This is a genomic window from Mycobacterium sp. NGS29 (assembly GCF_059812965.1).
Genome location: NZ_JCALDR010000001.1, coordinates 261,196 through 283,370 on the forward strand (window position 1 = coordinate 261,196; position 22,175 = coordinate 283,370).

Genomic DNA, 22,175 nt, shown 5'->3' on the forward strand with positions numbered 1-22,175 from the left:
CGGTGCGGAATGCATTGCTGCTCGGCAGTACCGGCGCGGTGGGCCGAAGTTGCCTTGCCGTGCTGGCACACCGCGACGACCTGGCTGTGGTGGTCGCCGGTCGCGACGAAACCCGCCTGCGCGAGGCGGCCTCAGCCGTGGTGGGGGACATCGAGACAACGCGACTCGACGTGACCGATCGGGCCGCACTCGACGCTGCCCTGACCCGTTGCGATGTCATCATCAACTGCGCCGGTCCGTCCCAACAGCTCAGCGCACAGGTCGCCGGGGCCGCCATCGAAGCGGGGGTGCCCTATATCGACCCGGGCGGCGACCAGGCACTGCTCGACCGGTATGCGACGGCGCCAGTCCCCGTCGTCCTGCAAACAGGTGTGCAGCCCGGCCTGTCCGGATTGCTGCTCCGGGTGCTTGCCGAGCAGCAGACCGACGACATCACCGTGTGGTGCGGCGGACTGCAGCGGTTGACGCCCGCGTCGGTGCTGGAATACCTCGCCAGCCTGCACGACACACACGGCTACCCGGGTGCCGCCTGGCGCGGCGGGACGGTGCGACGGATCAGCCGTGCTGAGTGCAAACCCGCTCCGGCGCAGTATTTTCCGGGATCGGTCAGCGTGCACCCATACCTGGACGCCGAAACCGTCGCGGTCGCAGCCCGGCTGGGCACCGGCAATGTCCAGTGGCTGAACGTGTTCGACGGTGAACGCACCACGCGTGCGATGCAGCTGTTGGCGGTGGACGACAAGAGGTCGCAAGACCTGAATGCGGTGCTCGAGGCGGCCAAATTGGACCTCTTCGGCCGCCGACCCTACTTCGCGATAGTCGCCGCCGCCGGCGCCGGTCCCGTTCCCAGAACCCTCGCTTTCACCTGCACGGACAGCTACCGCGTCACCGGAGCCGTGACCGCCTACGCGGCCCAGCATTATTCGGACGCGCGGACCGGCGCCCAGCCGTTCTGGAGCATCGAAACGCCGCGGCACGCATTGGACTTCGTCGTCGAGGCCGTGCCAGGCACCGCGGTATCTGTGATCGACGACTCGACGATCGAGGAAGGTGCCCTGTGACCGCGAGCCGCCGGGAACGACCCACGGCCGTCGTGGTCGGAGCGACATTCGGCGCGGTCTACGCCGAAGGTTTGGCCGCGCCCGAATCGCCCGTGGAGTTGGTCGGACTGGTCTCCACCGGATCTGCGGCGTCGGCACACCTGGCGGATCGGCTCGGCATAGCGCTCTACCCGAACCTGGCCGCCCTGCCGGCTGTCGACATCGCCTTCGTGGTGGTGCGCTCTGCAGTGGTGGGGGGCGAAGGCGCCCAGATCTGCGAACAATTGCTTGCGCGCGGCATACACGTGCTGCAGGAGCAACCCGTTCATGCCGACGAGGTCTTGAAGCTACTGCGGGTGGCCAAAGCGAACTCGAAACTCTACGCCGTCAACGACTTCTACAGCCGGGTTGCGCCGATGCGCCAATTCATCACGGCGGCAAGAGCTCTCGATAAGATTGCGCCGATACGCTACGTTCACGCCCGCTCGTCGATCCACGTGTCCTATCCGCTGTTCACCGTTCTCAGTGCCGTCATCGGCCCGCTGACGCCGGCTCGCATCGTGGTGCCGCCCCGTACCGAGGGCCCGCCGAGTTCCTTTGTCGCCGGCCGGATGATCCTGGGCGATGTGACCGTCGACCTGTTGATCCAGAACGAACTGTGCCCTGACGACCCCGATAACTATGCGCGCCTGATGCATACCATCACGGCCGGATCCGAGGCCGGTGAGTTGGTTCTCGCCCATACCCACGGATCCACCTGGTGGCACCGACGTCCTGACACCCGCGCTGCGACAACAGATGTGCCGATCTCCGAACGCGTCGGCATTGCATACGAACCCGGCACGGCGCAGGTTCGCAACCAAATATGGCCCCAGGCAGTTCGGTTGGCGGCCACCGAGTTCATCGGCGCGATCGGCAGTAACCGCACGGTGGTCTCGCAACGGTTCGTGCGTGCGACTCGCTTGTGGTCGGAGTTCACCTCGGCCCTGGGGCCGGCCACTCCCGTGGGGCCGACACCACCGGTGGCAGTGTGCGCTTCGGATCTGGCGACCTGATGACCGTCCCTGCGTCGACGTTCGACCGCTACCGCCGCACGCCACTCGAGGGGCACTCAACCTTCACGATCACAAGGCGCGCTCCCGCACGATCCGTGCCAGATCGATGCCGTAAATCCTTCGCACCACCGGAATCTGCGCCAGCACAGCGGCAAGCAGAATCGCCGATGCGACGATTAGCGGTGTCGCGGTATGCATCTCGAGGCGCACATGGTAGCCGTGGCTGGTATAGGTCGACAACAACAGCTCCGCGTCGAGGATCCCGCCGACAATCCCGAACGGGACCGCGGCTGCGGCAATACTGAAGTTCTCGGTCGCGATCAGACGGGCGAGCATGCCGGCGCTCATACCTTCGGCGTGCAGTGCGCCGAGTTCGCCCAACCGTTCGGATATGTTGGCCGACATCGCGTTGTACAACATCGCGGCCGCCATCACGGCCGCGAGGACGAGCATGATGTTGACGAGCGTGTTGTAGAGGCTGAAGGCCTGCCGCATGGTGGATGCCAGCGCTGTCGTCGACCGGTACGCGACCACGCCCGGGACGGCGGCGATCCGGTCTCCTGCCGAGCGCGCGTCGGTGCCCGGCTTGAGTTTGATCCGCACGCCATTCGGCGGCAGCGAAGCCGCTTGTGCCCGAAGCTGGTTCAGTGAGATGTACACGACGGGCGAGAACGGTTCGTCGACGAATCCGGCCACCCGTTCGGTGAACCGGAGTTTCGACTGCGGCACTGCGATGTCGACGCGGTCACCCAGCGAGACCGACAGGGTGTCGCGCAGACCTACCCCGAGCAGGACTCCGTCGCCGGTCAGTCGGTCGGCTCCCGATTCAGCCGGAAACGCGTGCATCTGGGTCTGGGGTGACAGCCCGATCATCATTGTGTCGTACCGGTGGGCGGCAGCAGAAAGGGTGACGCCGTAGGAACTGAAGGCTTCGGCAGCGGCGACGTCAGGGTCCGCGCGGAGCCTGTCCGCAACGGCCTCGACCGGACCGGATACCACCGCGTCGCCATCCTGGCGCTCGATCTGCCCGAACTGGCGGTCGACCATGCTGGGGACCGTGTCGCGCATGCCGGCGAACACCATCACCAGGATCACCGAAACCGCCACTCCCACCGCGGTGAACGCCGTTCGCCGACGATTGCGCAGGATGGACCGCAGCATCATGCGCCACCGGGCCGGGGCGCGCTCGAGCGCCGGCACCAGGCGTTCGACCAGGCTGCGACGACCCCGCACGCTCGGCGGGGCCACCCGCATGGCTTCTGCGGGTTGCATTCTGGCCGCGGCAGTCGCCGGCGCCACCGCAGCAACCAGTGCGACCGAGAATGCGGCGGCGGCGGCCAACAGGTATGTCAGCACATGCATCTGGGTCAGGTGCATCGGCAGCGCGATGGCCTCGGTGTACCTGGTGGTGATGAATTGCCCCAACAGGTAACCACCGAGCAACCCGGGCGGTGTCCCCACCGCGGCGCAGGCGAGACCGTAACCCAGGTAATGTCGGCGCACCGTGTTCGGCGAAAGCCCGTTGGCGATCAGGGTTCCGACAACGGCCCGCTGCGCCCACACGATCCGGGACAGGAGCACATACGTCCCCAGCACCACGGCGGCGAGAAACAGCCACGGCAGGATGCCGGCGAGGCTACCGAACTGCTTCACGTCGTCGCGCAGCGTCTGATACGACCCCTGCTGGTCGCGAGGAACGAACTGCAGCCCCGTATTCCGGGCGATGTCGCCGGTGGCGGCGATCAGAGCGCTCGCCTCGGAGCGATCGCGCGCGAACACGGCGATCTGCTCGCCGGCGCGCGGCAGCACACGCCGCAATTCGTCATCGGGCAGGAACACCACACCGAAGTCCTCGGGCGTGGTGAGGATCTCCTGCGCGGAGCGCGCCGGCCACAGGTACTCGGTGGACAGCGCCGAGCCGGCGACCGAAAAGTGTTGCCAGCCTTGCGCTCCCAATATTTCTATGGTGTCGCCGCGGTCAAGGTGATAATGGTCGGCGAGGTGCTGCTCGAGCACCACCTGCCCCCGGCCCGGCAGGGCCCCGGTTTGCATGTCGAGCAACGACACATCGGGCTGGCGGGCCTCCGGTATGCCGATAGCACGTCCGTAGATGGCGTGCCGGTTCAGCCGCAATCCGACGTCGGCGTGATGGCGCACCTCGACGAGTGGCCGGCCCGGTAACGTGGCGACGGCGTCTGTGAGCCCGACCGCACCGGGTCCGGACACGATCGCGTCCGGCAGCCGTTGGGTGGCGTAGGACCGGTCCAGGGAGTCGTCGAGATTTCGGTAGCCGTCGGTGGCGGCGACGAACACGGCAACGCCGATGCCGATGATTGCGGCGATAGCCGCGAAGCGCCACCGCTCCCGCCAGACATCCCGACGGACTTTGCGCCGCAGCGAGCGACTCACCAGTTCAAATCCGTTGCTGCTACTGGATTTTCGACTACTTCGGACTTGCTGATCGCGCCCGCGTGTAACCAGAGGACGCGATCGGCCATCCGGGCGATCTCGGCGTTGTGGGTGACCACGACGAGGGTGTGCTGCTTATCTCGCGTCAGATCGCGCAATGTGGCCAAGACCTGTCGGCCGGTGACCAGGTCAAGGCTGCCGGTCGGTTCGTCGCACAAGAGCAGCGGCGGCTGCTTCACGATTGCCCGGGCGATCGCCACCCGTTGTTGCTGGCCGCCGGACAGTTGCGCGGGAAAGCGGTTCGCAACCGCACCGAGACCCACCTGGTCCAGAGCTGCACGACTTCGGCGCGCCGCGTCCGGGCCGGTCAGTTCGGCGAGTACTTCGACGTTCTCGAGTGCGGTCAAGGTGGGCACGAGGTTGAAGAATTGGAAGACGAACCCGACTTGGTCGCGGCGATACTGGGTGCGCAGCTTGCGATTCAGCAGTTCGACCTGGCGTCCGTACACCTCGATCGTCCCTTCGGACGGTTGATCGATTCCGCCGATGACGTTGAGCAGTGTGGTTTTTCCCGATCCGGACGGTCCGAGAAGTACGACGAATTCGCCGGACCGGACTTCCAGGTTCACCGCGCGCAGGGCCACGACCTGGGTAGGGGGGGTGCCGTAGGTCCTGCCGACGCCGTTCAATCGCAATGCCGGCGATGCACCGGGTTGCGGTCCTTCGACGGTGTCGTCGCCGACATCGGACCGAGTCCTCATGCGTTCACTATTTCATTTCGATCGCAGCCCGCCCGGCGGCCCTGGGCTGGCCGGTCCCGCCCGCGGCCACCGGTCAAGCGGCCCAACCCAGGTCACCGAGTCGGCAGCATCGCGATCGAGCTCACGGGGAGTGGCGCTTTATCCTGCGGACTGGGTGGGGTCGCTGATGCCGAGGCGCCGGTGTTCGCTGTGGTAGATAGCTTGGTCGAGCAGTTCCGCCACGTGATTGTCGTAGAGGCTGTAGACGATGCTGCGGCCGCTGCGGTTACCCACCACCAGTCCGAGATGACGGAGCAATCGCAGCTGATGCGATACGGCTGACTGTTCCATCCCGATCGCGTCGGCCAGGTCGGTGACGGGACGCGGTCCCTGACGCAGTTCGGTCAGGATCAGCAAGCGGGACGGTGTGGCCAGCGCCTGCAGCGTGGCAGCCACATGGGCTACCGCTTCGGCGTCGAGGCGCGTCGTGGGTCGCTCGCGGCCGCCGACACCATGTCCCATACCTGGGCAGTTTATCCCACCACTATATATATGAAGACATGTTCATATCTTCTGGTATCGTCGGCCTGGTTCCGGATGCGGTCTTGGAGGTATCGGTGTCCATCTCGACATTCGCCGCTGCGCGACCCGAGCGGACACCGGTCCTGCCGGTGCGGCGCACGCCGCTGCTGGCGCTATCGGAGATGCGCTGGGCGGCACTGTCATTGGTGTTCTTCGTCGCCGGTCTGACGGCGCAGCTGCTCGGCGGACCAGGTGAGGTGTGGTGGGCCATGTATCTGGCCTGCTGCGTGGCCGGCGGCTGGCAGCCAGGGTTGGCCGGGTTGCAGGCGCTGCACCGCCGCACCCTGGATGTCGACCTGCTCATGGTGGTGGCTGCCATGGGCGCCGCCGCTATCGGTCAGATCACCGACGCCTCCCTGCTGATCGTCATCTTCGCCACATCGGGTGCGCTGGAGGCTCTGGCCACCGCTCGCACCGAGGATTCGGTGCGCGGACTGCTCGAGCTGGCACCCGATACCGCCACCCGTGTCCGCGCCGACGGCGGCGAAGAGGTAGTGACAGCCGCGGACCTGGACGTCGGCGACGTCATCGTGGTTCGTCCGGGCGAACGCGTCGCCGCGGACGCCGTCGTGATTGCCGGGAGCAGCGACGTGGATCAAGCGACCATCACCGGTGAGCCGTTGCCGGTGGCCAAGAGCGCGGGCGACAAGGTGTTCGCCGGCACCCTCAATGGCACTGGGGCGCTGCGTATCCGGGTCGATCGCCGCTCGGCGGACTCCATCGTCGCGCGTATCGCGGCCTTGGTTGCGCAAGCAAGTGGAACCAAGGCTCGCACGCAGTTGTTCATCGAGAAGGTCGAGCAGCGGTACTCGTTCGCCATGGTGGTGCTGACCTTGGCCGTGTTCGCGATACCGATGCTGGCCGGCGAATCGGTGCAGCGAGCGTTGCTCCGCGCCATGACATTCATGATCGTCGCGTCACCGTGCGCGATCGTGCTGGCGACCATGCCGCCCCTGCTGGCCGCCATCGCCAACGCCGGCCGCCACGGGGTGCTCGCGAAATCCGCGGTCGTGATGGAACAGCTCGGCACCACTTCCCGGGTCGCCTTCGACAAGACCGGCACGCTGACCCGCGGGATTCCCGAACTCAACGAAATACGCTGCCTCGAAACGAGATTCAGCGCCGATGAACTGCTGCGGCTGGCAGCAGGAGCCGAGTACCCCAGTGAGCACCCGCTGGCCGCGGCCGTCGTGACCGCAGCCCGCGAGCGTGGCCTGGACCTGCCCGCGGCCGAAGCTTTCGCCGCCTGCCCGGGACGGGGTGTCACGGCCGTCATCGAGGGGCGTTCGATCGGTGTCGCCTCGCCGGCGTCGCTGTCCCGAGCCACCGGCACCCGCGAGGCGTCAGCGCTGGCCGCCGCTGTGGAGGCGCTGCACCGCAGCGGCTACACCGCCATCGCGGTGACATGCCAGCAGCGTCCGGTCGGCGTCTTCGGCCTCGCCGACCAGCTCCGCCCCGAAGCGGCCGCCGCAGTCGATGCTGTGCGGCAATTGACCGGCAGTGCACCGATATTGCTGACCGGCGATAATCCCGCTCCCGCCAACCAGCTCGCCGCCCGGGTCGGCATCACCGACGTCCGCGCGGCGCTATTGCCCGAGGACAAGGTCACCGCGGTCCAGCAACTTCAAGCCGACGGTCACAGCGTCGCGGTGGTCGGGGACGGCATCAATGACGCCCCAGCGCTGGCCGCCGCCGACGTCGGTATCGCCATGGGCGGCGCGGGATCCGACCTCACCCTGCAGACTGCCGATGCCGTGATAGTCCGCGATGACCTCACCACCGTCCCGGCCGTCATCGCGCTGGCCCGGCAAGCGCGCCGTGTCGTAATCGCCAATCTCACGATTGCCGCTGCCTTCATCACCGCGCTGGTGATCTGGAACCTGGTCGGAGCGCTGCCATTGCCGCTCGGCGTCGCCGGACACGAGGGCTCCACCGTGATCGTCGGACTGAACGGGCTGCGGTTGCTCCGCCCGGCCGCCTGGCAGCGCGCCGCCCGAACCGCGTGAAGACAATCCGCCTCAGCGCCGGCGACCGTACCGGTCGGCCAGTTTCTCCTCGACGGTCATCGGCATGTCAGCCGCCGGCGCCACCGGCTCCACCGACGGCTGCAGCGCCTTCTCCCGTCGCCGCGCCCGGACCTCGGCGTAGACGAAATACCCCAGCGCGGCGGGAGCCACGACGCCGAACAGAATCCATTGGATGCCGTAGGACAGGAACGGCCCGGCATCCAGGTGCGGCACCCCGATCACGCCGAGGCCTCCGGGCTGGTCCTCGACCAACTGCAGATACGACCCGGCCAGCGGCACGCCGGTCAGCGCCGCGACCTGACCGGTGTTGATCGAATACACCTGTTGATAGCCGTCTCTGGTGAGCGGTTCCTTGCCGGACACCAGCGCCTCGGAATCGCGCAGGCGTGCAGTGAGGGTCACGGTGTGCTCCGGTGGACGCGGGATCGGCGGCACGTGCGACCCGGTCTCGGGCCGTACGTAGCCACGGTCGACCAGCACCGTCGGCCCGCCGTCGACGACGAACGGCGCCAGCACCTCGAACGCCTGGTCGCCCTCGACGACCCGCAGTCTGGCCAGCACCCGCACGTCCGGCAGGTAATGTCCGGTCGCGGTCACCTGGCGCCACTGCGCCTCGGGCGCAGACGAATCCTGTTGCGGCAACAATGTTTTGAGCGCGACCGGGGGTGTGCTCAGGGAATCGGTGATCTGCTGGTTCTCCCGCGACGTCCTGGTGTTCTTGCCCAGCTGCCACGGCGCCAGCACGGTGAAACACAGGTAGGTGAACGCGATGCACACCAGCCACAGCGCCACCCAGCCCGGCCGCAGCAGGAACGTAAGACTCGGGACTCTGCGGGCCATCAACCGGTCCCGTTCTGCGCGAGCCTCTCGTCGACCCAGTCGTGCAGGCCCGGCAGGGCGGCCTCGATGACGACGAAGGCCTCCTCGAAGTCGCCGTGGTCGCCGTAGTAGGGGTCCTCCACGTCGAGGGCGTGCGCTCCTGAGCGGGGGTCGAACGAGCGCAGCATCCGCAGCCGCTGGTGCTCGACGCCGAGTTCGCGCAGCATCCGTTCGTGGTTGCGGCCCAGAGCCACTACCAGGTCTGCTGCCAGATGCTCGTCGTTCAGTTGGGCCGCGCGGTGCTCGGTGGGGTAGCCGTGGTCGCGCAGCACCTGTCTGGCCCGCCGGTCGGCGCCCTCGCCGACGTGCCAGCTGCCGGTGCCGGCGCTGGTCACCCGCACCACGTCGTCCAGGCCGCGTTGCTGAATCTGGTGGGCGAACATCTTCTCGGCCATCGGCGAGCGGCAGATGTTGCCGCTGCACACGAACGTCACATGCAGCTTCTCCGAATCAGACACCCAGGATCCTCCGCAATTCGTCGACGGTCGCGACGTGCGTCACGCGGTCCGGCGGCTCTCGGTCGGCGAAGTCGGCCTGGCCGTATCCCCAACCGACCACCACCGTGTCGATGCCGTGCGCGGTCGCACCGTCGACGTCGTGGCTGCGGTCGCCGACCATCAGTACCCGCTCGGGCAGCGGCTGCAGCTGTGCGAGCGCGTGGGCCAGCACCTCGGTCTTGGACTTGCGCGAACCGTCCGGGCAGGCGCCGGCGATCACCTCGAAGTGCTGGACCAGCCCGAAATGATCCAGGATGCGCACCGCCGTCGGCTCCAGCTTGGAGGTGGCCACCGCCAGCCGCACCCCGGCGGCCTGCAGATCGGCCAGCAGCGGCGCAATCCCGTCGAACAGGCTGTTCATCGCCCATCCGCGAGTCCCGTACTCGGCCCGGAACGCGGTGAAAGCCTCGTCGGCACGCCCATCGAGCCCCAGCGCGCGGAACGTCTCGTCCATCGGCGGGCCGACGATCCGGGCGGCCAGGTCACCGTCCGGAATCGGCGCGCCGACCAGGGTAAGCGCGTTCCGGAAGCACGCCACGATACCGACGGCGGAATCGGTGAGAGTGCCGTCGAGATCGAAAATCACCAGCTGCGGCGTCACGTCCGGGAGGGAACCTGTCACGGCCCCCATTGTGGTCGATGCCCATGTCGGGCCGCGCTGGGATGCGCCGGATGTCTGACACCCACGATCGCGCACTAATGTTCCAGTGATGGCAGTTGCGGACCAGAGCGCGTCAACTCGCCTTGCGCTGGCGCGCCATCACGGCGATCAGGACGTCATGCCCGGCATGCTCGATTTCGCCGTCAACGTCCGGCACAGCCAACCGCCGCCGTGGCTGTTGCAACAACTCGGCGGGCGCTTGACCGACCTGGCCCACTACCCGGGCGCCGCTGACCTGCAGGCCGCCCGACACGCCGTCGCCGCGCGTCACGGCCGGGACATCGACGACGTGTTGCCGCTGGCCGGCGCCGCTGAGGGATTCGCGCTGCTGAGCAACCTGCGCCCGCGCCGGGCGGCGCTGATCGCGCCGTCGTTCACCGAGCCGGAGGCGGCGCTGACCGCGGCCGGCGTCCCGGTGCACCACGTCGTGCTGCGGCCGCCGTTCACCCTGGACACCGCGCAGGTTCCTGAGGACGCCGACCTGGTGGTGGTCGGGAACCCGACCAACCCGACCTCGGTGCTGCACACTCGCGAGCACCTGCTGGCGCTGCGCCGGCCCGGGCGGATCCTGGTGATCGACGAAGCATTCGCGGATGCGATTCCCGGGGAACCGGAGTCGCTGGCCGGCGACGCGCTGCCCGACGTGCTGGTGGTGCGCAGTCTGACCAAGACCTGGGCGCTGGCCGGGCTTCGGGTGGGTTACGCACTGGGGGCACCGGACGTGCTGGCCCGGTTGACCGTCACCCGCCCGCACTGGCCGGTGGGCACGCTGCAGCTGGCCGCGATCGCGGCGTGCTGCGCGCCGCAGGCCGTGGCCGAGGCGGCGGCCGACGCCGCGCGGTTGGCGGCGGTCCGCACGGCGATGGTGGCCGGTCTGGAGTCGGCGGGATTCGCGGTGGTCGACGGGTCGGCGCCATTTCTGCTGTGCCGCAGCCCCGATGCGGAGCGAATACGAAATTATCTGCACAACAACGGAATTGCGGTTCGCCGGGGTGATACCTTCGTCGGCCTGGACGCGACTTATCTGCGGGTCGCGGTGCGTGCCGAGTGGCCCGTATTGGTGGCACGGCTGATCGAGATGTCCGCCTGCGCGCCCAGCGGGGGGCACCGGTGAGCGCGCGGCTGGCCGATGTCATCGACGTGCTGGAGGAGGCTTACCCGGCTCGGCTGGCCGAGTCGTGGGACTCCGTCGGGCTGGTGTGCGGCGACCCCGCCGACGTGCTTGAGTCGGTGACGATCGCGATCGACGCGACGGCCGCCGTCGTCGACGAGGTGCCCGACGCGGGATTGCTGCTGGCTCACCATCCACTGCTGCTGCGCGGGGTCGACACGGTCGCGGCCAACACACCCAAGGGTGCGTTGATTCACCGGCTGATCCGCTCGGGACGCTCGCTGTTCACCGCGCACACCAACGCCGACTCCGCGGCACCGGGGGTGTCCGACGCGCTCGCGGATGCACTGGGCCTGACGGTGGAGGCGGTGCTGGACCGCTCGCCGGTCCCGTGCGACATGGACAAATGGGTCATCTACGTGCCGAAAGAGGACGCGGACGCGGTGCGCAACGCGATCTTCGCGGCCGGGGCCGGGCACATCGGCGACTATTCGCACTGCAGCTGGAGTGTCACCGGTATCGGCCAGTTCCTGCCCCACGAGGGGGCCACGCCGGCGATCGGCGACATCGGCACCATCGAACAGGTGGCTGAGGACCGGATCGAGGCCATCGCACCGGCGGCCATTCGCGGCGGCGTCCTGGCGGCGATGCGCGCCGCCCACCCCTACGAGGAGCCGGCGTTCGACATCCTTGCCCTGGCGCCACCACCGGCCGATACCGGGTTGGGTCGCATCGGGGTGCTGCCGCAGCCTGAGCCGTTGCGCGACTTCGTGTCCCGCGTCGGTGCGGCGCTGCCGCAGACCTCCTGGGGCGTGCGGGCCTCCGGTGATCCCGAGCTGCCGGTGTCGCGGGTCGCGGTCTGCGGGGGAGCGGGGGATTCGCTGCTCGGTGCGGTGGCCGGTGCGGGTGTGCAGGCCTACGTCACCGCCGACCTGCGCCACCATCCCGCCGACGAGCACCACCGGAAATCGCAGGTCGCCCTGATCGACGTCGCGCACTGGGCCAGTGAATTCCCCTGGTGTGCGCAGGCGGCCGCGGTGCTGCGGGCGCGATTCGGGTCGTCCTTGCCGGTGCGGGTATCCACCCTGCGCACCGATCCGTGGAACCTGGCATCGGGTGGGGACCGGTGCTGAGACCGAGAGCTGGAGATCACGCATGAAAGCCGAAGTAGCACAACAGCGTTCGCTACTCGAACTGGCCACCTTGGATGCCGAGCTGTCCCGGCTGGCGCATCGCGCCGACCACCTGCCACAACGACAGGACTACGAGCGGGTACACGGCGAACACGCCGCCGCCAGTGACCGGTTGGCCGCGGTGCGGATCGCCATCGAGGACTTGGACGCCCAGGTGGCGCGTTTCGAGTCCGAGATCGACGGGGTGCGCAAACGCGAAGACCGCGACCGCTCGCTGCTTTCCTCAGGGACCACCGATGCCAAGCAACAGGCTGACCTGCAGCACGAGCTGGAGACCTTGCAGCGCCGCCAGGCCAGCCTGGAAGATTCGCTGCTCGAAGTGATGGAACGACGCGAAGAGTTGCAGGCGCAGCACGACATCGAGTCCGGTGCCATCGAGGCCTTGCAGAGTGACCTGGCCGCCGCCCAGCAGGCCCTGGACGCCGCCCTCGCCGAACTCGAGCAGACCCGCGGCGAACACCGCGCCCGCCGCGAGGAGCTGGCCGCGGGGCTGGACGCCGAGCTATCGGCGCTCTACGAACGCCAGCGGGCCGGGGGAGGCCCGGGGGCCGGGCCGCTGCAAGGACACCGGTGCGGAGCCTGCCGGATCGAGATCGGCCGAGGCGAACTCGCCCGCATCACCGCGGCCGCCGAGGACGAGGTACTGCGGTGCCCGGAATGCGGCGCTATTTTGTTGCGAGTCAAAGGTTTTCAGCAGTGAAGGTGGTCATCGAAGCCGACGGCGGATCGCGCGGCAACCCCGGACCCGCCGGGTACGGCGCGGTGGTGTGGTCCGCCGATCACCAGACCGTGCTGGCCGAGTCCAAGCACGCCATCGGCCGCGCGACCAACAACGTCGCCGAATACCGTGGCCTGATCGCCGGCCTGGACGACGCCGTGAAGATGGGCGCCACCGAGGTATCGGTCCTGATGGACTCCAAGCTGGTGGTCGAGCAGATGGCGGGCCGGTGGAAGGTCAAGCACCCGGACCTGGTGGAACTGCACGCCCAGGCGCAGGCGCTGGCGGCGCAGTTCCGTCGGATCAGCTACTCGTGGATTCCGCGGGAACAGAACGCCTACGCCGACCGGCTGGCCAACGATGCGATGGACGCCGCAGCCCAGACGGATCGCCGGGTCGACAAGGTCGTCGTGCCGGTCACCGAATCCGCCCGCAAGGGCGTCAGCGAAGCCTCCACCCTGTCCACCGTCGGGCCGGGGTGGACCGGCGCCCGCGGCATCCCCACCCGACTGCTGCTGCTGCGGCACGGGCAGACCGAACTGTCGGTGCAACGCCGCTACTCCGGGCGGGGTAATCCGCCACTGAACGAAGTCGGTTGGCGGCAGGCAGGTTTGGCGGCCCGGTACCTCAATCAGCGGCGCGGGATCGCCGCCGTCGTCTCCTCGCCGCTGCAGCGCGCCTACGACACCGCGACCACGGCGGCCCGGGCGCTGGGCCTGGACGTGACCGTCGACCAGGACCTGATCGAAACCGACTTCGGGGCGTGGGAAGGGCTGACGTTCGCCGAGGCCGCCGCCCGCGATCCCGACTTGCACCGACGGTGGCTTTACGACACCGGCACGGTCCCGCCCGGTGGGGAGAGCTTCGACGACGTGCTGCGCCGCGTTCGTCGTGCGCGGGACCGGATCATCGCCGCCCACGAAGGCGAGAACGTGCTGGTGGTCTCGCACGTCACGCCGATCAAGTTGCTGCTGCGCATGGCGCTGGACGCCGGGTCGGGCCTGCTGTACCGGATGCACCTCGATCTGGCGTCGCTGAGCATCGCCGAGTTCTACCCGGACGGCGCCTCCTCAGTGCGCCTGGTCAACCAGACCGCATACCTGTAGCCGCTGGCCTCTGGCCGTGGCTGAGCTCAGCGAGTACCGTGTTCGTCGCGGACGAGTTGGCTGGGCGACCGCGGCACGGGCTCGGGCAGCGCTGTGTCGAGGAAAGTCCGGACTTCACAGAGCAGGGTGATTGCTAACGGCAATCCGAGGTGACTCGCGGGAAAGTGCCACAGAGAACAGACCGCCACCCTCGCGGTGGTAAGGGTGAAACGGTGCGGTAAGAGCGCACCAGCATCCCGGGTGACCGGGGTGGCTAGGCAAACCCCACCCGAAGCAAGGCCAAGAAGGTCGCACCGACCGTGCGGCTGCGCAGACGTTCGAGGGCTGCTCGCCCGAGTCTGCGGGTAGGCCGCTCGAGGCACCCGGCAACGGTGTGTCCAGATGGATGGTCGCCGCTCTGCCGCCGTTGGTCACCGCCACGGCGGTGGGGAACAGAATCCGGCTTACAGGCCAACTCGTCCGCTCCGCGCCGGCCCACCTGACCCGTCCGACATGATGGTGACTATGACAGCGAGCGTCACCAGAACCTCCGTCGTGAAACGGTCCGCAGGTCAGTCCATCGCCGTCGCGGTGACGCTCGGTCTACTGGCGGCACTGGTGATGTGGACCCCCGGTGCCGGACGCGCATCCGGCGCCGATGCGGCGCCGGCCGGGGACATCCTGTCGATCGGCGACCCGGCGGCGCCGGGCCAGATCGAGTTGTATCTGGATCCGCTGTGCCCCTACAGCGGGAAGATGGTGCGCGAGCAGGGCACCGAGATCGGTCGCCGCATCGAGACCGGTCGCCTCCACATCGAGCTGCGACTCGTCAACTTCCTCGAAAAGTATTCGGCCAGCGGCACTTACGACAGCCGTGCCAGCTACGCGGCCTTCATCGTCGCCGATCACTCGCAGTCGAGTGACGTCACCTGGCGATTCATCGAGCAGATCTTCTCCGCCGATCAGCAACCGAAGGAAGAAGGTCCGACGGATCTGAGCAACGAGCAACTCGCCGGTCTAGCCGACCATGTCGGGGCGCCGCCGTCAGCGCAGGAATTGATCAAGCTCGGCCTGCCCATCCCGTACGACGCGCGCGTCATCGCCGCGCACAATCTCGCGTTGCTGCGCGCCCTGCCCGATCCCGGTGTGCCCAAGGTCGTCATCGGCGGTGAATCCGTCGACGGCAACTCTGATTGGCTGAACCGTCTCCCGCATTGATCTGACTTAGTCTGACTAGACTAAGTCAGTTAGCCTGGTCGTTATGGCGACCGTAAATATTCACGAGGCCAAGACCCATCTGTCGCAGCTGCTGGCCCGCGTCGAAAACGGTGAGAAGATCACGATCGCGCGGGCCGGCAAACCGGTGGCCGATCTGGTGCCGCATTTGCGCACCGACATCGCCTTCGGCGGGCTCGCCGGCCAATTCGGTTATGACACCGAACGCTTCGATGACACCGATAGCGACGTCAACGCATTGTTCGGCATCGAATGAACGGGGTGTTGCTGGACACCCACGTCCTGATCTGGCTCCTGGAAGACAACCCGCGGCTGGGGACAACGGCGCGCGCTCACATCACGGCGAGCCCCGCCGTATTCGTCTCGGCCGCCAGCACCTGGGAGCTTGCCATCAAGGCGGCAATCGGCAAGCTCACGCTGCCGGACGACCTCGACCGGTCAGTTAGCCGATCCGGACTGCAGGACCTTTCGATCACCCGTCGCCATACCCTCGCGTTCGAGCTCACCTCGCTACCGCATAAGGATCCATTCGACGCGATCCTGGTCGCCCAGGCGGCCGTGGAGCGGCTCGCCCTGCTCACTGCGGACGCAAAGCTCCTGGCGGCAGTTCCTGATGCCCTCGACGCCAGGCTCTGAACGTCCGCGCGCTTCGACTCAGCGCCGGGCGCGCCGCACCGCCTTGTCCAGGTCGCGCAGCGCCGAGTCCAGCTGTGCGGTGCTGGTTTCCGCGATCTCGGTCTCACGTTGGTAGAGCAGACCGTAGGTGAAGGTGTCTTCACCCGCGGCGTGCGCCGCATCGGCCTGGGTGAGCAGGTGTTCCCGGCTGACCGCGCTGTCCTGATGGTCGCCGAGCAGACTCTGAATGACCTTGGCCTGCTGAGCGACCTGATCGTCGCCGGTGGCCGCCGCGGTGTACCGCAATCTCTTGGCGCGCTTGCGGATCACGTGCAGGGCTTCATCGGCGTCCACAATCTCGTCCGCGGCGGCTTCGTCGCTGTCAGCCGCCTGTCTGGCGGCCTCCGCTTTCTGCACGGCCTTGCGCACCCGTTTGTAGGCGGCATCGATGGTCACCGGCGCCGGTTCCGCACCGGCGGCGGGCACCGGGCGCTCAGCCACCACTTCGTCCAGCGCGTCGAGCAGGCGGAAGTACCGCTTGGATCGCATCGCGACCAGCGAGCGCCGCAGCCCGACCTGGTAGCGCCGTTGCGCGCCCTCGACCAGCCGGTCCCACACCGGCCCGCGCACCAGCGCAGGATCAAGTGCGTTCAGTTCCCGCTCGTAGCGTTCGCCGAGCACCTCGGCGTCGCGGGCCAGGCCCAGCACCCCGGCGAGTTCGCGCAGTTCGTCGAGAATCCAAGCGCCGTCGGCCAATCCGAAGGAATCCTGCGAGTCCTTGAGCAGGCTGCGGATCTTGCGGGTGATCACCCGCAGCTGGTGCACGGAGTCGTAGACGTCGGCGCGCACCGCGCGATCCCAGGCGACCAGCTCCTCGACATGCTTGGCCACCGCCCGATGGACCGGGTCCGTTGCGGTCGGGGCGTCAGCCGGCTTCGCTTCGCGATCGAGCACCCGGGCCAGCTTGGAACCGTGTCCGGCCGGGGCCGCCCCGGCATCCAGCAGCCGATTGCTGAGCCGGTCCAGCAGCTCCTGGTTCGCTCCCTGCCCATCGTCGGTGCCGGCAAGCTCGAGCTCCCACTCGTGCCACTGCTGCTCCTCGGAGTCGGCGGCCGACCAGGCGGTCACGTGGTCATCGCAGAACTCCGCCAGCGCCGCACCCTGCCCGTCGTACAGCACCTGACGCTCGCGCCGCGTGGTGATGCGGGCCACCGGTTTGACCGGCCGGTCCCGCACGATGGCCAGCACCACATCCAGCAACTCGGCCGGAACGGTGTCGCTGTCGGACGCCTCCAGCGAGGCGTGGATCTCGGTACGGGAGTCCGGTCCGGCGGGCAACTTCAGATGCCAACCGGCATCGGACCCACCGGTGCGGCGGCGCAGGGTGATCCGGTTGCGGGCCAGGTCCTGCCCGGCGGTGTCGTAGTACACCGCATCGAGTTCCTGCACCGGCGGCTTCTCGACGCGGGCCACTGCCGCGATGCCTTCGAAGGACGGCGACACGGTCGAGTCGATCACGTCGAACTTGCGCTCGACTTCCAGATGTCGCGCCGACTTCGACGCTTTAGCAGGCATTTGATCTCCAGGGAGAGGACCGGGAGCCGTCCGCTGTTCGTGCGGGGCCAGGGACGGCATCCATAGATTGCCACATCAGGGTTAACGAGCCGACTAGCGTGGGTGCCATGACTGAGCAGTCGTGGAACGTCGTGATCGGTGAAGCGGACGAGCAGAGCACGGGAGTGCCGCCCGTGCCGACCACCGTGTACCAGGGCGACGAGGCCGGTGCCCGAGCCGCCTACGACGAGTTCAGCGCCAAGGCGGACGCGTCCGGATACCGCTACGTCATGTTGCGCGACATCGGCGAAGTGATCGAGCTCTGGGGTACCCCACCGGCCGTCGGCTGAGCGAACCGCTAGAAGCAGTGCTCTTCGGCCGGAAACGTTCCGCTGGCCACTTCTTGCGCGTATTGCGTTGCAGCACGGCGCAATTCACCGCCTACGTCGGCGAACCGTTTGACGAAGCGAGCGGCTTTGCCGCCACTCATCCCGGCCATGTCCTGCCACACCAGCACCTGACCGTCGCAGTTCGGCCCGGCACCGATGCCCACGGTCGGAATGGTCAGCTTGCCGGTGATCTGGGTGGCCAACTCCGCGGGAACCATCTCCATCACCACGGCGAACGCACCTGCTTCGGCAACGGCGATCGCGTCGGCGACGGTCTGTTCGGCGGCGTCACCGCGGCCCTGAACCTTGAACCCGCCCAATGTGTTGACGCTCTGCGGGGTGAACCCGATGTGCGCCATCACCGGGATGCCCGCGGCGGTCAGACAGGCAATCTGCTCGGCGACCCGCTCACCACCTTCGAGCTTGACGGCGTGGGCGCCGCCTTCCTTCATGAACCGGGTGGCTGAGGCGAGCGCAGCCGCCGGTCCGCCCTCGTAGCTGCCGAACGGCAGATCGGCGACGACCAGCGCGTGCGGGGCACCCCGCACCACCCCGCGAACCAGCGGGATCAACTCGTCGATCGAGATCGGCACCGTGGTGTCGTAGCCGTAGACGACGTTGGCGGCGGAATCACCGACCAGCAGCACCGGGATGCCGGCCTCTTCGAAGACCCGTGCCGTCGAGTAGTCGTATGCCGTCAGCATCCCCCACTTGTGGCCTTCGGCCTTCCATTTCTGCAGGTGGTGGGTGCGGATCTTGGGTCGCGGCGCCGAAACTGCAGCAGAATTCGAACCGTAGACGTTCTCAGACATCGTTGTCCTAATGTGGTGGTCGGGTCGATCCTCGTGGCCCTGCACAGGGTCCCCGGGTTCGTCTGACCCCCACAGTCTGCCATCTGGGCGATCCCGACGCATCGTGGTGTTCGCCACGGACCTGCCCGTTGAAGAAGGCAACGGCCGCCCGCGCGGGACTGGTCTCAGTGGGGTAGTGGCCGGGGTGCGAACCCAGCCCGCCCCGAAAATCGGCCGCTGACCAGGTCCGTGCAGGTCCTCTGGCACCATGGTGAGCCATGTGCCTGACTCGCCGCGCCGAGATCGCGCGCCAGCTGCTGGTCTGGGCCGTCCTGGCCACCGTGGTGTCGACCGTGGCGGGCTGCGTTCACGTGGTGGCCGGGCGCGCCCGCATGGCGGAGCCGCGGCTGGGCGCGCCGGTGGTGTGGACACCGTGCCGCAGCTCCAATCCCGCCGCGAAGATCCCCGGCAACGCGATGTGCGGCAAGCTCGCCGTGCCTGTCGACTATGACCATCCCGACGGTGACGTGGCTGCGCTCGGGTTGATCCGTTTTCCGGCGAGCGGGGACAAGATCGGCTCGCTGGTGATCAACCCTGGCGGTCCGGGTGAGTCCGGCATCGAGGCCGCGCTCGGCATCTTCTCGACGCTGCCCAAGCGGGTGCATGAACGATTCGATCTGGTGGGCTTCGATCCGCGCGGGGTGGCGGGCTCGCGGCCCGCGATCTGGTGCAATTCCGACGCCGACAACGACCGGTTGCGAGCCGAGCCGCAGGTCGACTACAGCCAGGCCGGCGTGGACCGCATGGAAAACGAGACCAAGCAGTTCGTGCAGCGTTGCGTGGACAAGATGGGCAAGAACTTCCTGGCGAACGTCGGGACCGTCAACGTCGCCAGAGATCTGGACGCCATCCGCAAGGCGCTGGGTGACGCCAAGCTGACCTACCTCGGCTACTCGTACGGCACCCGAATCGGTGCGGCCTACGCCGAGGCCTTCCCGCAGAACGTGCGGGCGCTGATCCTGGACGGCGCCGTGGATCCCAACGCGGACCCGATCGAGGCAGATCTGCGCCAGGCCAAAGGATTTCAAGACGCGTTCAACGATTACGCGGCCGACTGTGCCAAGGATTCGGGCTGCCCGCTGGGTGACGACCCGGCCAAGGCCGTGCAGGTCTACCACGACCTGGTGGACCCGCTGGTCGACCCCGACAACCTCACCGTGGGCCGGCCCGCGAAGACCAAAGACCCGCGGGGCCTGAGCTACAGCGACGCCATCGTGGGCACCATCATGGCGCTGTACTCGCCGAACCTGTGGCGGCACCTGACCGACGGTCTCAAGGAACTCGCCGACGAACACCGCGGCGACACCATGCTCGCGCTGGCCGACATGTACATGCGCCGCGACTCACACGGCCACTACAACAACTCCACCGACGCGCGGGTGGCCATCAACTGCGTAGACCAGCCCCCGATCACCGACCGCGCCAAAGTCGTCGACGAAGACCGCCGCGCCCGCGAGGTCGCACCGTTCATGAGTTACGGCTCGTTCACCGGCTTTGCGCCACTGGGCACCTGCGCGTTCTGGCCGGTACCGCCGACCAGCCGCCCGCACGCCGTCAGCGCTCCCGGCCTACCGCCGACGATCGTCGTGTCGACCACGCACGATCCGGCCACGCCGTACAAGGCCGGCGTCGACCTGGCCGCCCAACTGAAAGGGTCGTTGCTCACGTTCAACGGAACCCAGCACACCGTGGTGTTCCAAGGGGACGGCTGCATCGACGACCACATCACCGACTATCTGATCAACGGCACCACACCGCCGGTCGGGGCCACCTGCTGACGCGCTTGCGCCGTCGACTGTGAACCTCGCGACGCCGCGACGGAGTGTCGCGTCGTGAGACGCACGCTCGGCGACGCACCGCGCGCTGCGCAATAGCGACCAAGGCGTAACCATTTCGCGTCCTGTTGCGGTATTCGACAATGAGACGATTTCGGCCATGTTGCGCCTGAGAACGGTGAGCTCGGCGCTGTTGTCGTGTGGTCTGGTGTTCTGCGGGCAGCCGTTGCCGGTCGCCGGGGCCACGCCCGAACCCGATACCGGGCAGACCCAGATGCCGGCAGCACCCGCCGCGGCACCACAACAGAGCTGGGGACCCTGCCGCGAATTCATCAGCGACACCACCAACATCCCCACCGCGCAGTGCGCCACCGTCGCCGTTCCCGTCGACTACGACAAGCCCACGGGGCAACAGGCAAAGTTGGCGGTGATCCGGGTTCCCGCCACCGGTCAGCGGATCGGCTCGCTGTTGGTCAACCCGGGTGGCCCCGGCGCGTCGGCGGTGGACATGGTCGCCGGCATGGCACCCCAGCTCAAGGACACCGACATCACCCGGCACTTCGACCTGGTCGGGTTCGACCCGCGCGGCGTCGGCCACTCCACCCCCGAGTTGCGTTGCCGCAGCGACGCGGAATTCGACGCCTACCGGCGTGACCCGATGGTGGACTACAGCCCGGCCGGGGTCGCGCACATCGAGCAGGTCTACCGGGAACTGGCCCAGCATTGCGTCGACCGGATGGGCCAGGCGTTCCTGGCCAACATCGGCACCGCGTCAGCCGCCCGCGATATGGACCTGGTGCGGCAGGCGCTGGGCGACGAACAGATCAACTACCTCGGCTACAGCTACGGCACCGAGCTCGGGACCGCCTACATCGAGCGGTTCGCCCCGCACGTGCGGGCGATGGTGCTCGACGGCGCCATCGACCCGACCATCGGGCCCATCGAGCAGACCATCAACCAGATGGCGGGCTTCCAGACCGCGTTCGACGACTACGCCGCCGACTGCGCAAAGTCCACCGCGTGCCCGCTGGGCACCGACCCGGCCCAGTGGGTCACCCGCTACCACGCGCTGGTGGACCCGTTGGTCACCACCCCGGGCAAGACCTCCGACCCGCGCGGGCTGGGCTACGCCGACGCCACCACCGGCACCATCAACGCGCTGTACACCCCGCAGCACTGGAAGTACCTGACCAGCGGCCTGCTGGGGTTGCAGCGCGGCACCGATGCCGGGGACCTGCTGTTGCTGGCCGACGACTACAACGGCCGGGGCAAGCAGGGCCACTACGACAACGGCCAGGACGCGTTCAACGCGATCCGATGTGTCGACGCGCCGACCCCCACCGATCCGGCGTCCTGGGTGACCGCCGACCGGCGCCTGCGCGAAGTGGCGCCGTTCCTCAGCTACGGACAGTTCACCGGATCCGCCCCGAGAGACATCTGCGCGCTGTGGCCCGAGCCGGCGACCTCGACACCGCACGCCGCGGCACCGGCCCCGCCCGGCAAAGTCGTCGTCGTGTCCACCACCCACGATCCGGCCACCCCGTACCAGGCCGGGGTCGACCTGGCCCGTCAGCTCGGCGGGCCGCTGATCACCTTCGACGGCACCCAGCACACCGTCGTCTTCGACGGCAACAACTGCGTGGACGCCGCCGTGGCGCGATACCTGCTCGATCTGACGCTGCCGCTGCCCAATCTGCGGTGTCAGGCGTGAGTGCCGCAACGCGCCTGGCGTGGCGTGCGTAACACGGAATTAACAGA

21 protein-coding genes and 1 other RNA gene are annotated in these 22,175 nt (G+C 68.0%); 14 read left to right on the forward strand and 8 right to left on the reverse strand.

Translation table 11 applies throughout. From position 1 onward, the window contains the following. Window positions 1-2: 2 nt before the first annotated feature. Both AC5Y5Z_RS01215 and AC5Y5Z_RS01220 read left to right on the forward strand, forming a co-directional pair. Entirely contained in the window at window positions 3-1,061 is a 1,059-nt protein-coding gene (locus AC5Y5Z_RS01215) for a saccharopine dehydrogenase NADP-binding domain-containing protein (RefSeq protein WP_499922964.1), read from the forward strand. After that, window positions 1,058-2,095 carry a Gfo/Idh/MocA family oxidoreductase gene (locus tag AC5Y5Z_RS01220; RefSeq protein WP_499922966.1) on the forward strand — a complete coding sequence of 346 codons (1,038 nt, stop codon included), beginning with the start codon at window positions 1,058-1,060 and terminating at the stop codon, window positions 2,093-2,095. The genes AC5Y5Z_RS01215 and AC5Y5Z_RS01220 overlap by 4 nt, the downstream gene beginning before the upstream one ends. 69 nt (window positions 2,096-2,164) lie before the next feature. On the opposite strand, the gene AC5Y5Z_RS01225 is transcribed toward AC5Y5Z_RS01220, so the two are convergent. From AC5Y5Z_RS01225 to AC5Y5Z_RS01235, 3 genes are all read right to left on the reverse strand, one after another. Beyond that, entirely contained in the window at window positions 2,165-4,504 is a 2,340-nt protein-coding gene (locus AC5Y5Z_RS01225; protein ID WP_499922968.1) for an FtsX-like permease family protein, read from the reverse strand. After that, the gene (locus AC5Y5Z_RS01230; protein ID WP_499922970.1) at window positions 4,501-5,265 is read right to left on the reverse strand and encodes an ABC transporter ATP-binding protein; all 765 of its coding nucleotides are present in this window, start codon (window positions 5,263-5,265) and stop codon (window positions 4,501-4,503) included. Before AC5Y5Z_RS01230 ends, AC5Y5Z_RS01225 begins: the two co-directional genes overlap by 4 nt. A gap of 138 nt (window positions 5,266-5,403) precedes the next feature. Further along, a complete protein-coding gene (locus AC5Y5Z_RS01235) occupies window positions 5,404-5,766 on the reverse strand; it encodes an ArsR/SmtB family transcription factor (protein ID WP_463824529.1) in 363 nt (120 codons plus the stop codon). Between the two features lie 95 nt (window positions 5,767-5,861). On the opposite strand from AC5Y5Z_RS01235, the gene AC5Y5Z_RS01240 reads away from it, so the two are divergent. Beyond that, a complete protein-coding gene (locus AC5Y5Z_RS01240) occupies window positions 5,862-7,832 on the forward strand; it encodes a heavy metal translocating P-type ATPase (protein WP_499923172.1) in 1,971 nt (656 codons plus the stop codon). Between the two features lie 12 nt (window positions 7,833-7,844). Here AC5Y5Z_RS01240 and AC5Y5Z_RS01245 read toward each other — a convergent pair whose 3' ends face one another. From AC5Y5Z_RS01245 to AC5Y5Z_RS01255, 3 genes are read right to left on the reverse strand one after another with little or no spacing between them, the layout of a single operon-like run. Next, window positions 7,845-8,693 carry an SURF1 family cytochrome oxidase biogenesis protein gene (locus tag AC5Y5Z_RS01245; protein ID WP_463824528.1) on the reverse strand — a complete coding sequence of 283 codons (849 nt, stop codon included), beginning with the start codon at window positions 8,691-8,693 and terminating at the stop codon, window positions 7,845-7,847. Further along, a complete protein-coding gene (locus AC5Y5Z_RS01250) occupies window positions 8,693-9,190 on the reverse strand; it encodes a low molecular weight protein-tyrosine-phosphatase (RefSeq protein ID WP_463824527.1) in 498 nt (165 codons plus the stop codon). The genes AC5Y5Z_RS01245 and AC5Y5Z_RS01250 overlap by 1 nt, the downstream gene beginning before the upstream one ends. Beyond that, window positions 9,183-9,860, reverse strand: a complete 678-nt coding sequence (locus tag AC5Y5Z_RS01255; protein ID WP_499922973.1) for an HAD-IA family hydrolase — start codon at window positions 9,858-9,860, stop codon at window positions 9,183-9,185. Before AC5Y5Z_RS01255 ends, AC5Y5Z_RS01250 begins: the two co-directional genes overlap by 8 nt. A gap of 79 nt (window positions 9,861-9,939) precedes the next feature. On the opposite strand from AC5Y5Z_RS01255, the gene cobC reads away from it, so the two are divergent. The 8 genes from cobC (at window position 9,940) to AC5Y5Z_RS01295 (ending at window position 15,869) form a co-directional block, all read left to right on the forward strand. Next, the gene (cobC, locus tag AC5Y5Z_RS01260; RefSeq protein WP_499922975.1) at window positions 9,940-11,004 is read left to right on the forward strand and encodes an Rv2231c family histidinol phosphate aminotransferase CobC; all 1,065 of its coding nucleotides are present in this window, start codon (window positions 9,940-9,942) and stop codon (window positions 11,002-11,004) included. Continuing rightward, window positions 11,001-12,134, forward strand: coding sequence for a Nif3-like dinuclear metal center hexameric protein (locus AC5Y5Z_RS01265; protein ID WP_499922978.1), 1,134 nt, complete (start codon window positions 11,001-11,003; stop codon window positions 12,132-12,134). Before cobC ends, AC5Y5Z_RS01265 begins: the two co-directional genes overlap by 4 nt. A gap of 22 nt (window positions 12,135-12,156) precedes the next feature. Beyond that, complete coding sequence (locus AC5Y5Z_RS01270) at window positions 12,157-12,894, forward strand: zinc ribbon domain-containing protein (RefSeq protein WP_499922981.1); 738 nt, start codon at window positions 12,157-12,159, stop codon at window positions 12,892-12,894. Beyond that, window positions 12,891-14,018 carry a bifunctional RNase H/acid phosphatase gene (locus AC5Y5Z_RS01275; protein WP_499922985.1) on the forward strand — a complete coding sequence of 376 codons (1,128 nt, stop codon included), beginning with the start codon at window positions 12,891-12,893 and terminating at the stop codon, window positions 14,016-14,018. The genes AC5Y5Z_RS01270 and AC5Y5Z_RS01275 overlap by 4 nt, the downstream gene beginning before the upstream one ends. Before the next feature lie 52 nt (window positions 14,019-14,070). Next, an RNA gene (gene rnpB / locus AC5Y5Z_RS01280) (RNase P RNA component class A) lies at window positions 14,071-14,480 on the forward strand. A 138-nt stretch (window positions 14,481-14,618) separates the two neighbouring features. Beyond that, window positions 14,619-15,215: a DsbA family protein gene (locus AC5Y5Z_RS01285; protein WP_499923174.1), complete on the forward strand. Its 597-nt coding sequence runs from the start codon at window positions 14,619-14,621 to the stop codon at window positions 15,213-15,215. 43 nt (window positions 15,216-15,258) lie between these two features. Then, the gene (locus AC5Y5Z_RS01290; protein ID WP_463824521.1) at window positions 15,259-15,489 is read left to right on the forward strand and encodes a type II toxin-antitoxin system Phd/YefM family antitoxin; all 231 of its coding nucleotides are present in this window, start codon (window positions 15,259-15,261) and stop codon (window positions 15,487-15,489) included. After that, window positions 15,486-15,869, forward strand: coding sequence for a type II toxin-antitoxin system VapC family toxin (locus tag AC5Y5Z_RS01295; protein WP_499922988.1), 384 nt, complete (start codon window positions 15,486-15,488; stop codon window positions 15,867-15,869). The genes AC5Y5Z_RS01290 and AC5Y5Z_RS01295 overlap by 4 nt, the downstream gene beginning before the upstream one ends. A gap of 18 nt (window positions 15,870-15,887) precedes the next feature. Here AC5Y5Z_RS01295 and AC5Y5Z_RS01300 read toward each other — a convergent pair whose 3' ends face one another. Next, the gene (locus tag AC5Y5Z_RS01300) at window positions 15,888-17,423 is read right to left on the reverse strand and encodes a CYTH and CHAD domain-containing protein (RefSeq protein ID WP_463824519.1); all 1,536 of its coding nucleotides are present in this window, start codon (window positions 17,421-17,423) and stop codon (window positions 15,888-15,890) included. A 107-nt stretch (window positions 17,424-17,530) separates the two neighbouring features. On the opposite strand from AC5Y5Z_RS01300, the gene AC5Y5Z_RS01305 reads away from it, so the two are divergent. Continuing rightward, entirely contained in the window at window positions 17,531-17,752 is a 222-nt protein-coding gene (locus AC5Y5Z_RS01305; RefSeq protein ID WP_499922989.1) for a hypothetical protein, read from the forward strand. Between the two features lie 8 nt (window positions 17,753-17,760). Here AC5Y5Z_RS01305 and panB read toward each other — a convergent pair whose 3' ends face one another. After that, the gene (gene panB, locus AC5Y5Z_RS01310; RefSeq protein ID WP_463824517.1) at window positions 17,761-18,603 is read right to left on the reverse strand and encodes a 3-methyl-2-oxobutanoate hydroxymethyltransferase; all 843 of its coding nucleotides are present in this window, start codon (window positions 18,601-18,603) and stop codon (window positions 17,761-17,763) included. 257 nt (window positions 18,604-18,860) lie between these two features. On the opposite strand from panB, the gene AC5Y5Z_RS01315 reads away from it, so the two are divergent. Both AC5Y5Z_RS01315 and AC5Y5Z_RS01320 read left to right on the forward strand, forming a co-directional pair. After that, window positions 18,861-20,420 carry an alpha/beta hydrolase gene (locus tag AC5Y5Z_RS01315; RefSeq protein ID WP_499922992.1) on the forward strand — a complete coding sequence of 520 codons (1,560 nt, stop codon included), beginning with the start codon at window positions 18,861-18,863 and terminating at the stop codon, window positions 20,418-20,420. Between the two features lie 148 nt (window positions 20,421-20,568). Next, window positions 20,569-22,128 carry an alpha/beta hydrolase gene (locus AC5Y5Z_RS01320; RefSeq protein ID WP_499923175.1) on the forward strand — a complete coding sequence of 520 codons (1,560 nt, stop codon included), beginning with the start codon at window positions 20,569-20,571 and terminating at the stop codon, window positions 22,126-22,128. Window positions 22,129-22,175: the final 47 nt, after the last annotated feature.

Bases quoted from the DNA above. Each gene is read 5' to 3' on its own strand.
- AC5Y5Z_RS01285 (WP_499923174.1), top strand. From the start codon at position 14,619: ATGTGGACCCCCGGTGCCGGACGCGCATCCGGCGCCGATGCGGCGCCG.
- AC5Y5Z_RS01295 (WP_499922988.1), top strand. From the start codon at position 15,486: ATGAACGGGGTGTTGCTGGACACCCACGTCCTGATCTGGCTCCTGGAA.
- AC5Y5Z_RS01230 (WP_499922970.1), bottom strand. From the start codon at position 5,265: ATGAGGACTCGGTCCGATGTCGGCGACGACACCGTCGAAGGACCGCAA.
- AC5Y5Z_RS01245 (WP_463824528.1), bottom strand. From the start codon at position 8,693: ATGGCCCGCAGAGTCCCGAGTCTTACGTTCCTGCTGCGGCCGGGCTGG.
- AC5Y5Z_RS01300 (WP_463824519.1), bottom strand. From the start codon at position 17,423: ATGCCTGCTAAAGCGTCGAAGTCGGCGCGACATCTGGAAGTCGAGCGC.
- cobC (WP_499922975.1), top strand. From the start codon at position 9,940: ATGGCAGTTGCGGACCAGAGCGCGTCAACTCGCCTTGCGCTGGCGCGC.
- AC5Y5Z_RS01290 (WP_463824521.1), top strand. From the start codon at position 15,259: ATGGCGACCGTAAATATTCACGAGGCCAAGACCCATCTGTCGCAGCTG.
- AC5Y5Z_RS01235 (WP_463824529.1), bottom strand. From the start codon at position 5,766: ATGGGACATGGTGTCGGCGGCCGCGAGCGACCCACGACGCGCCTCGAC.
- AC5Y5Z_RS01270 (WP_499922981.1), top strand. From the start codon at position 12,157: ATGAAAGCCGAAGTAGCACAACAGCGTTCGCTACTCGAACTGGCCACC.
- AC5Y5Z_RS01315 (WP_499922992.1), top strand. From the start codon at position 18,861: ATGTGCCTGACTCGCCGCGCCGAGATCGCGCGCCAGCTGCTGGTCTGG.
- panB (WP_463824517.1), bottom strand. From the start codon at position 18,603: ATGTCTGAGAACGTCTACGGTTCGAATTCTGCTGCAGTTTCGGCGCCG.
- AC5Y5Z_RS01305 (WP_499922989.1), top strand. From the start codon at position 17,531: ATGACTGAGCAGTCGTGGAACGTCGTGATCGGTGAAGCGGACGAGCAG.
- AC5Y5Z_RS01255 (WP_499922973.1), bottom strand. From the start codon at position 9,860: ATGGGGGCCGTGACAGGTTCCCTCCCGGACGTGACGCCGCAGCTGGTG.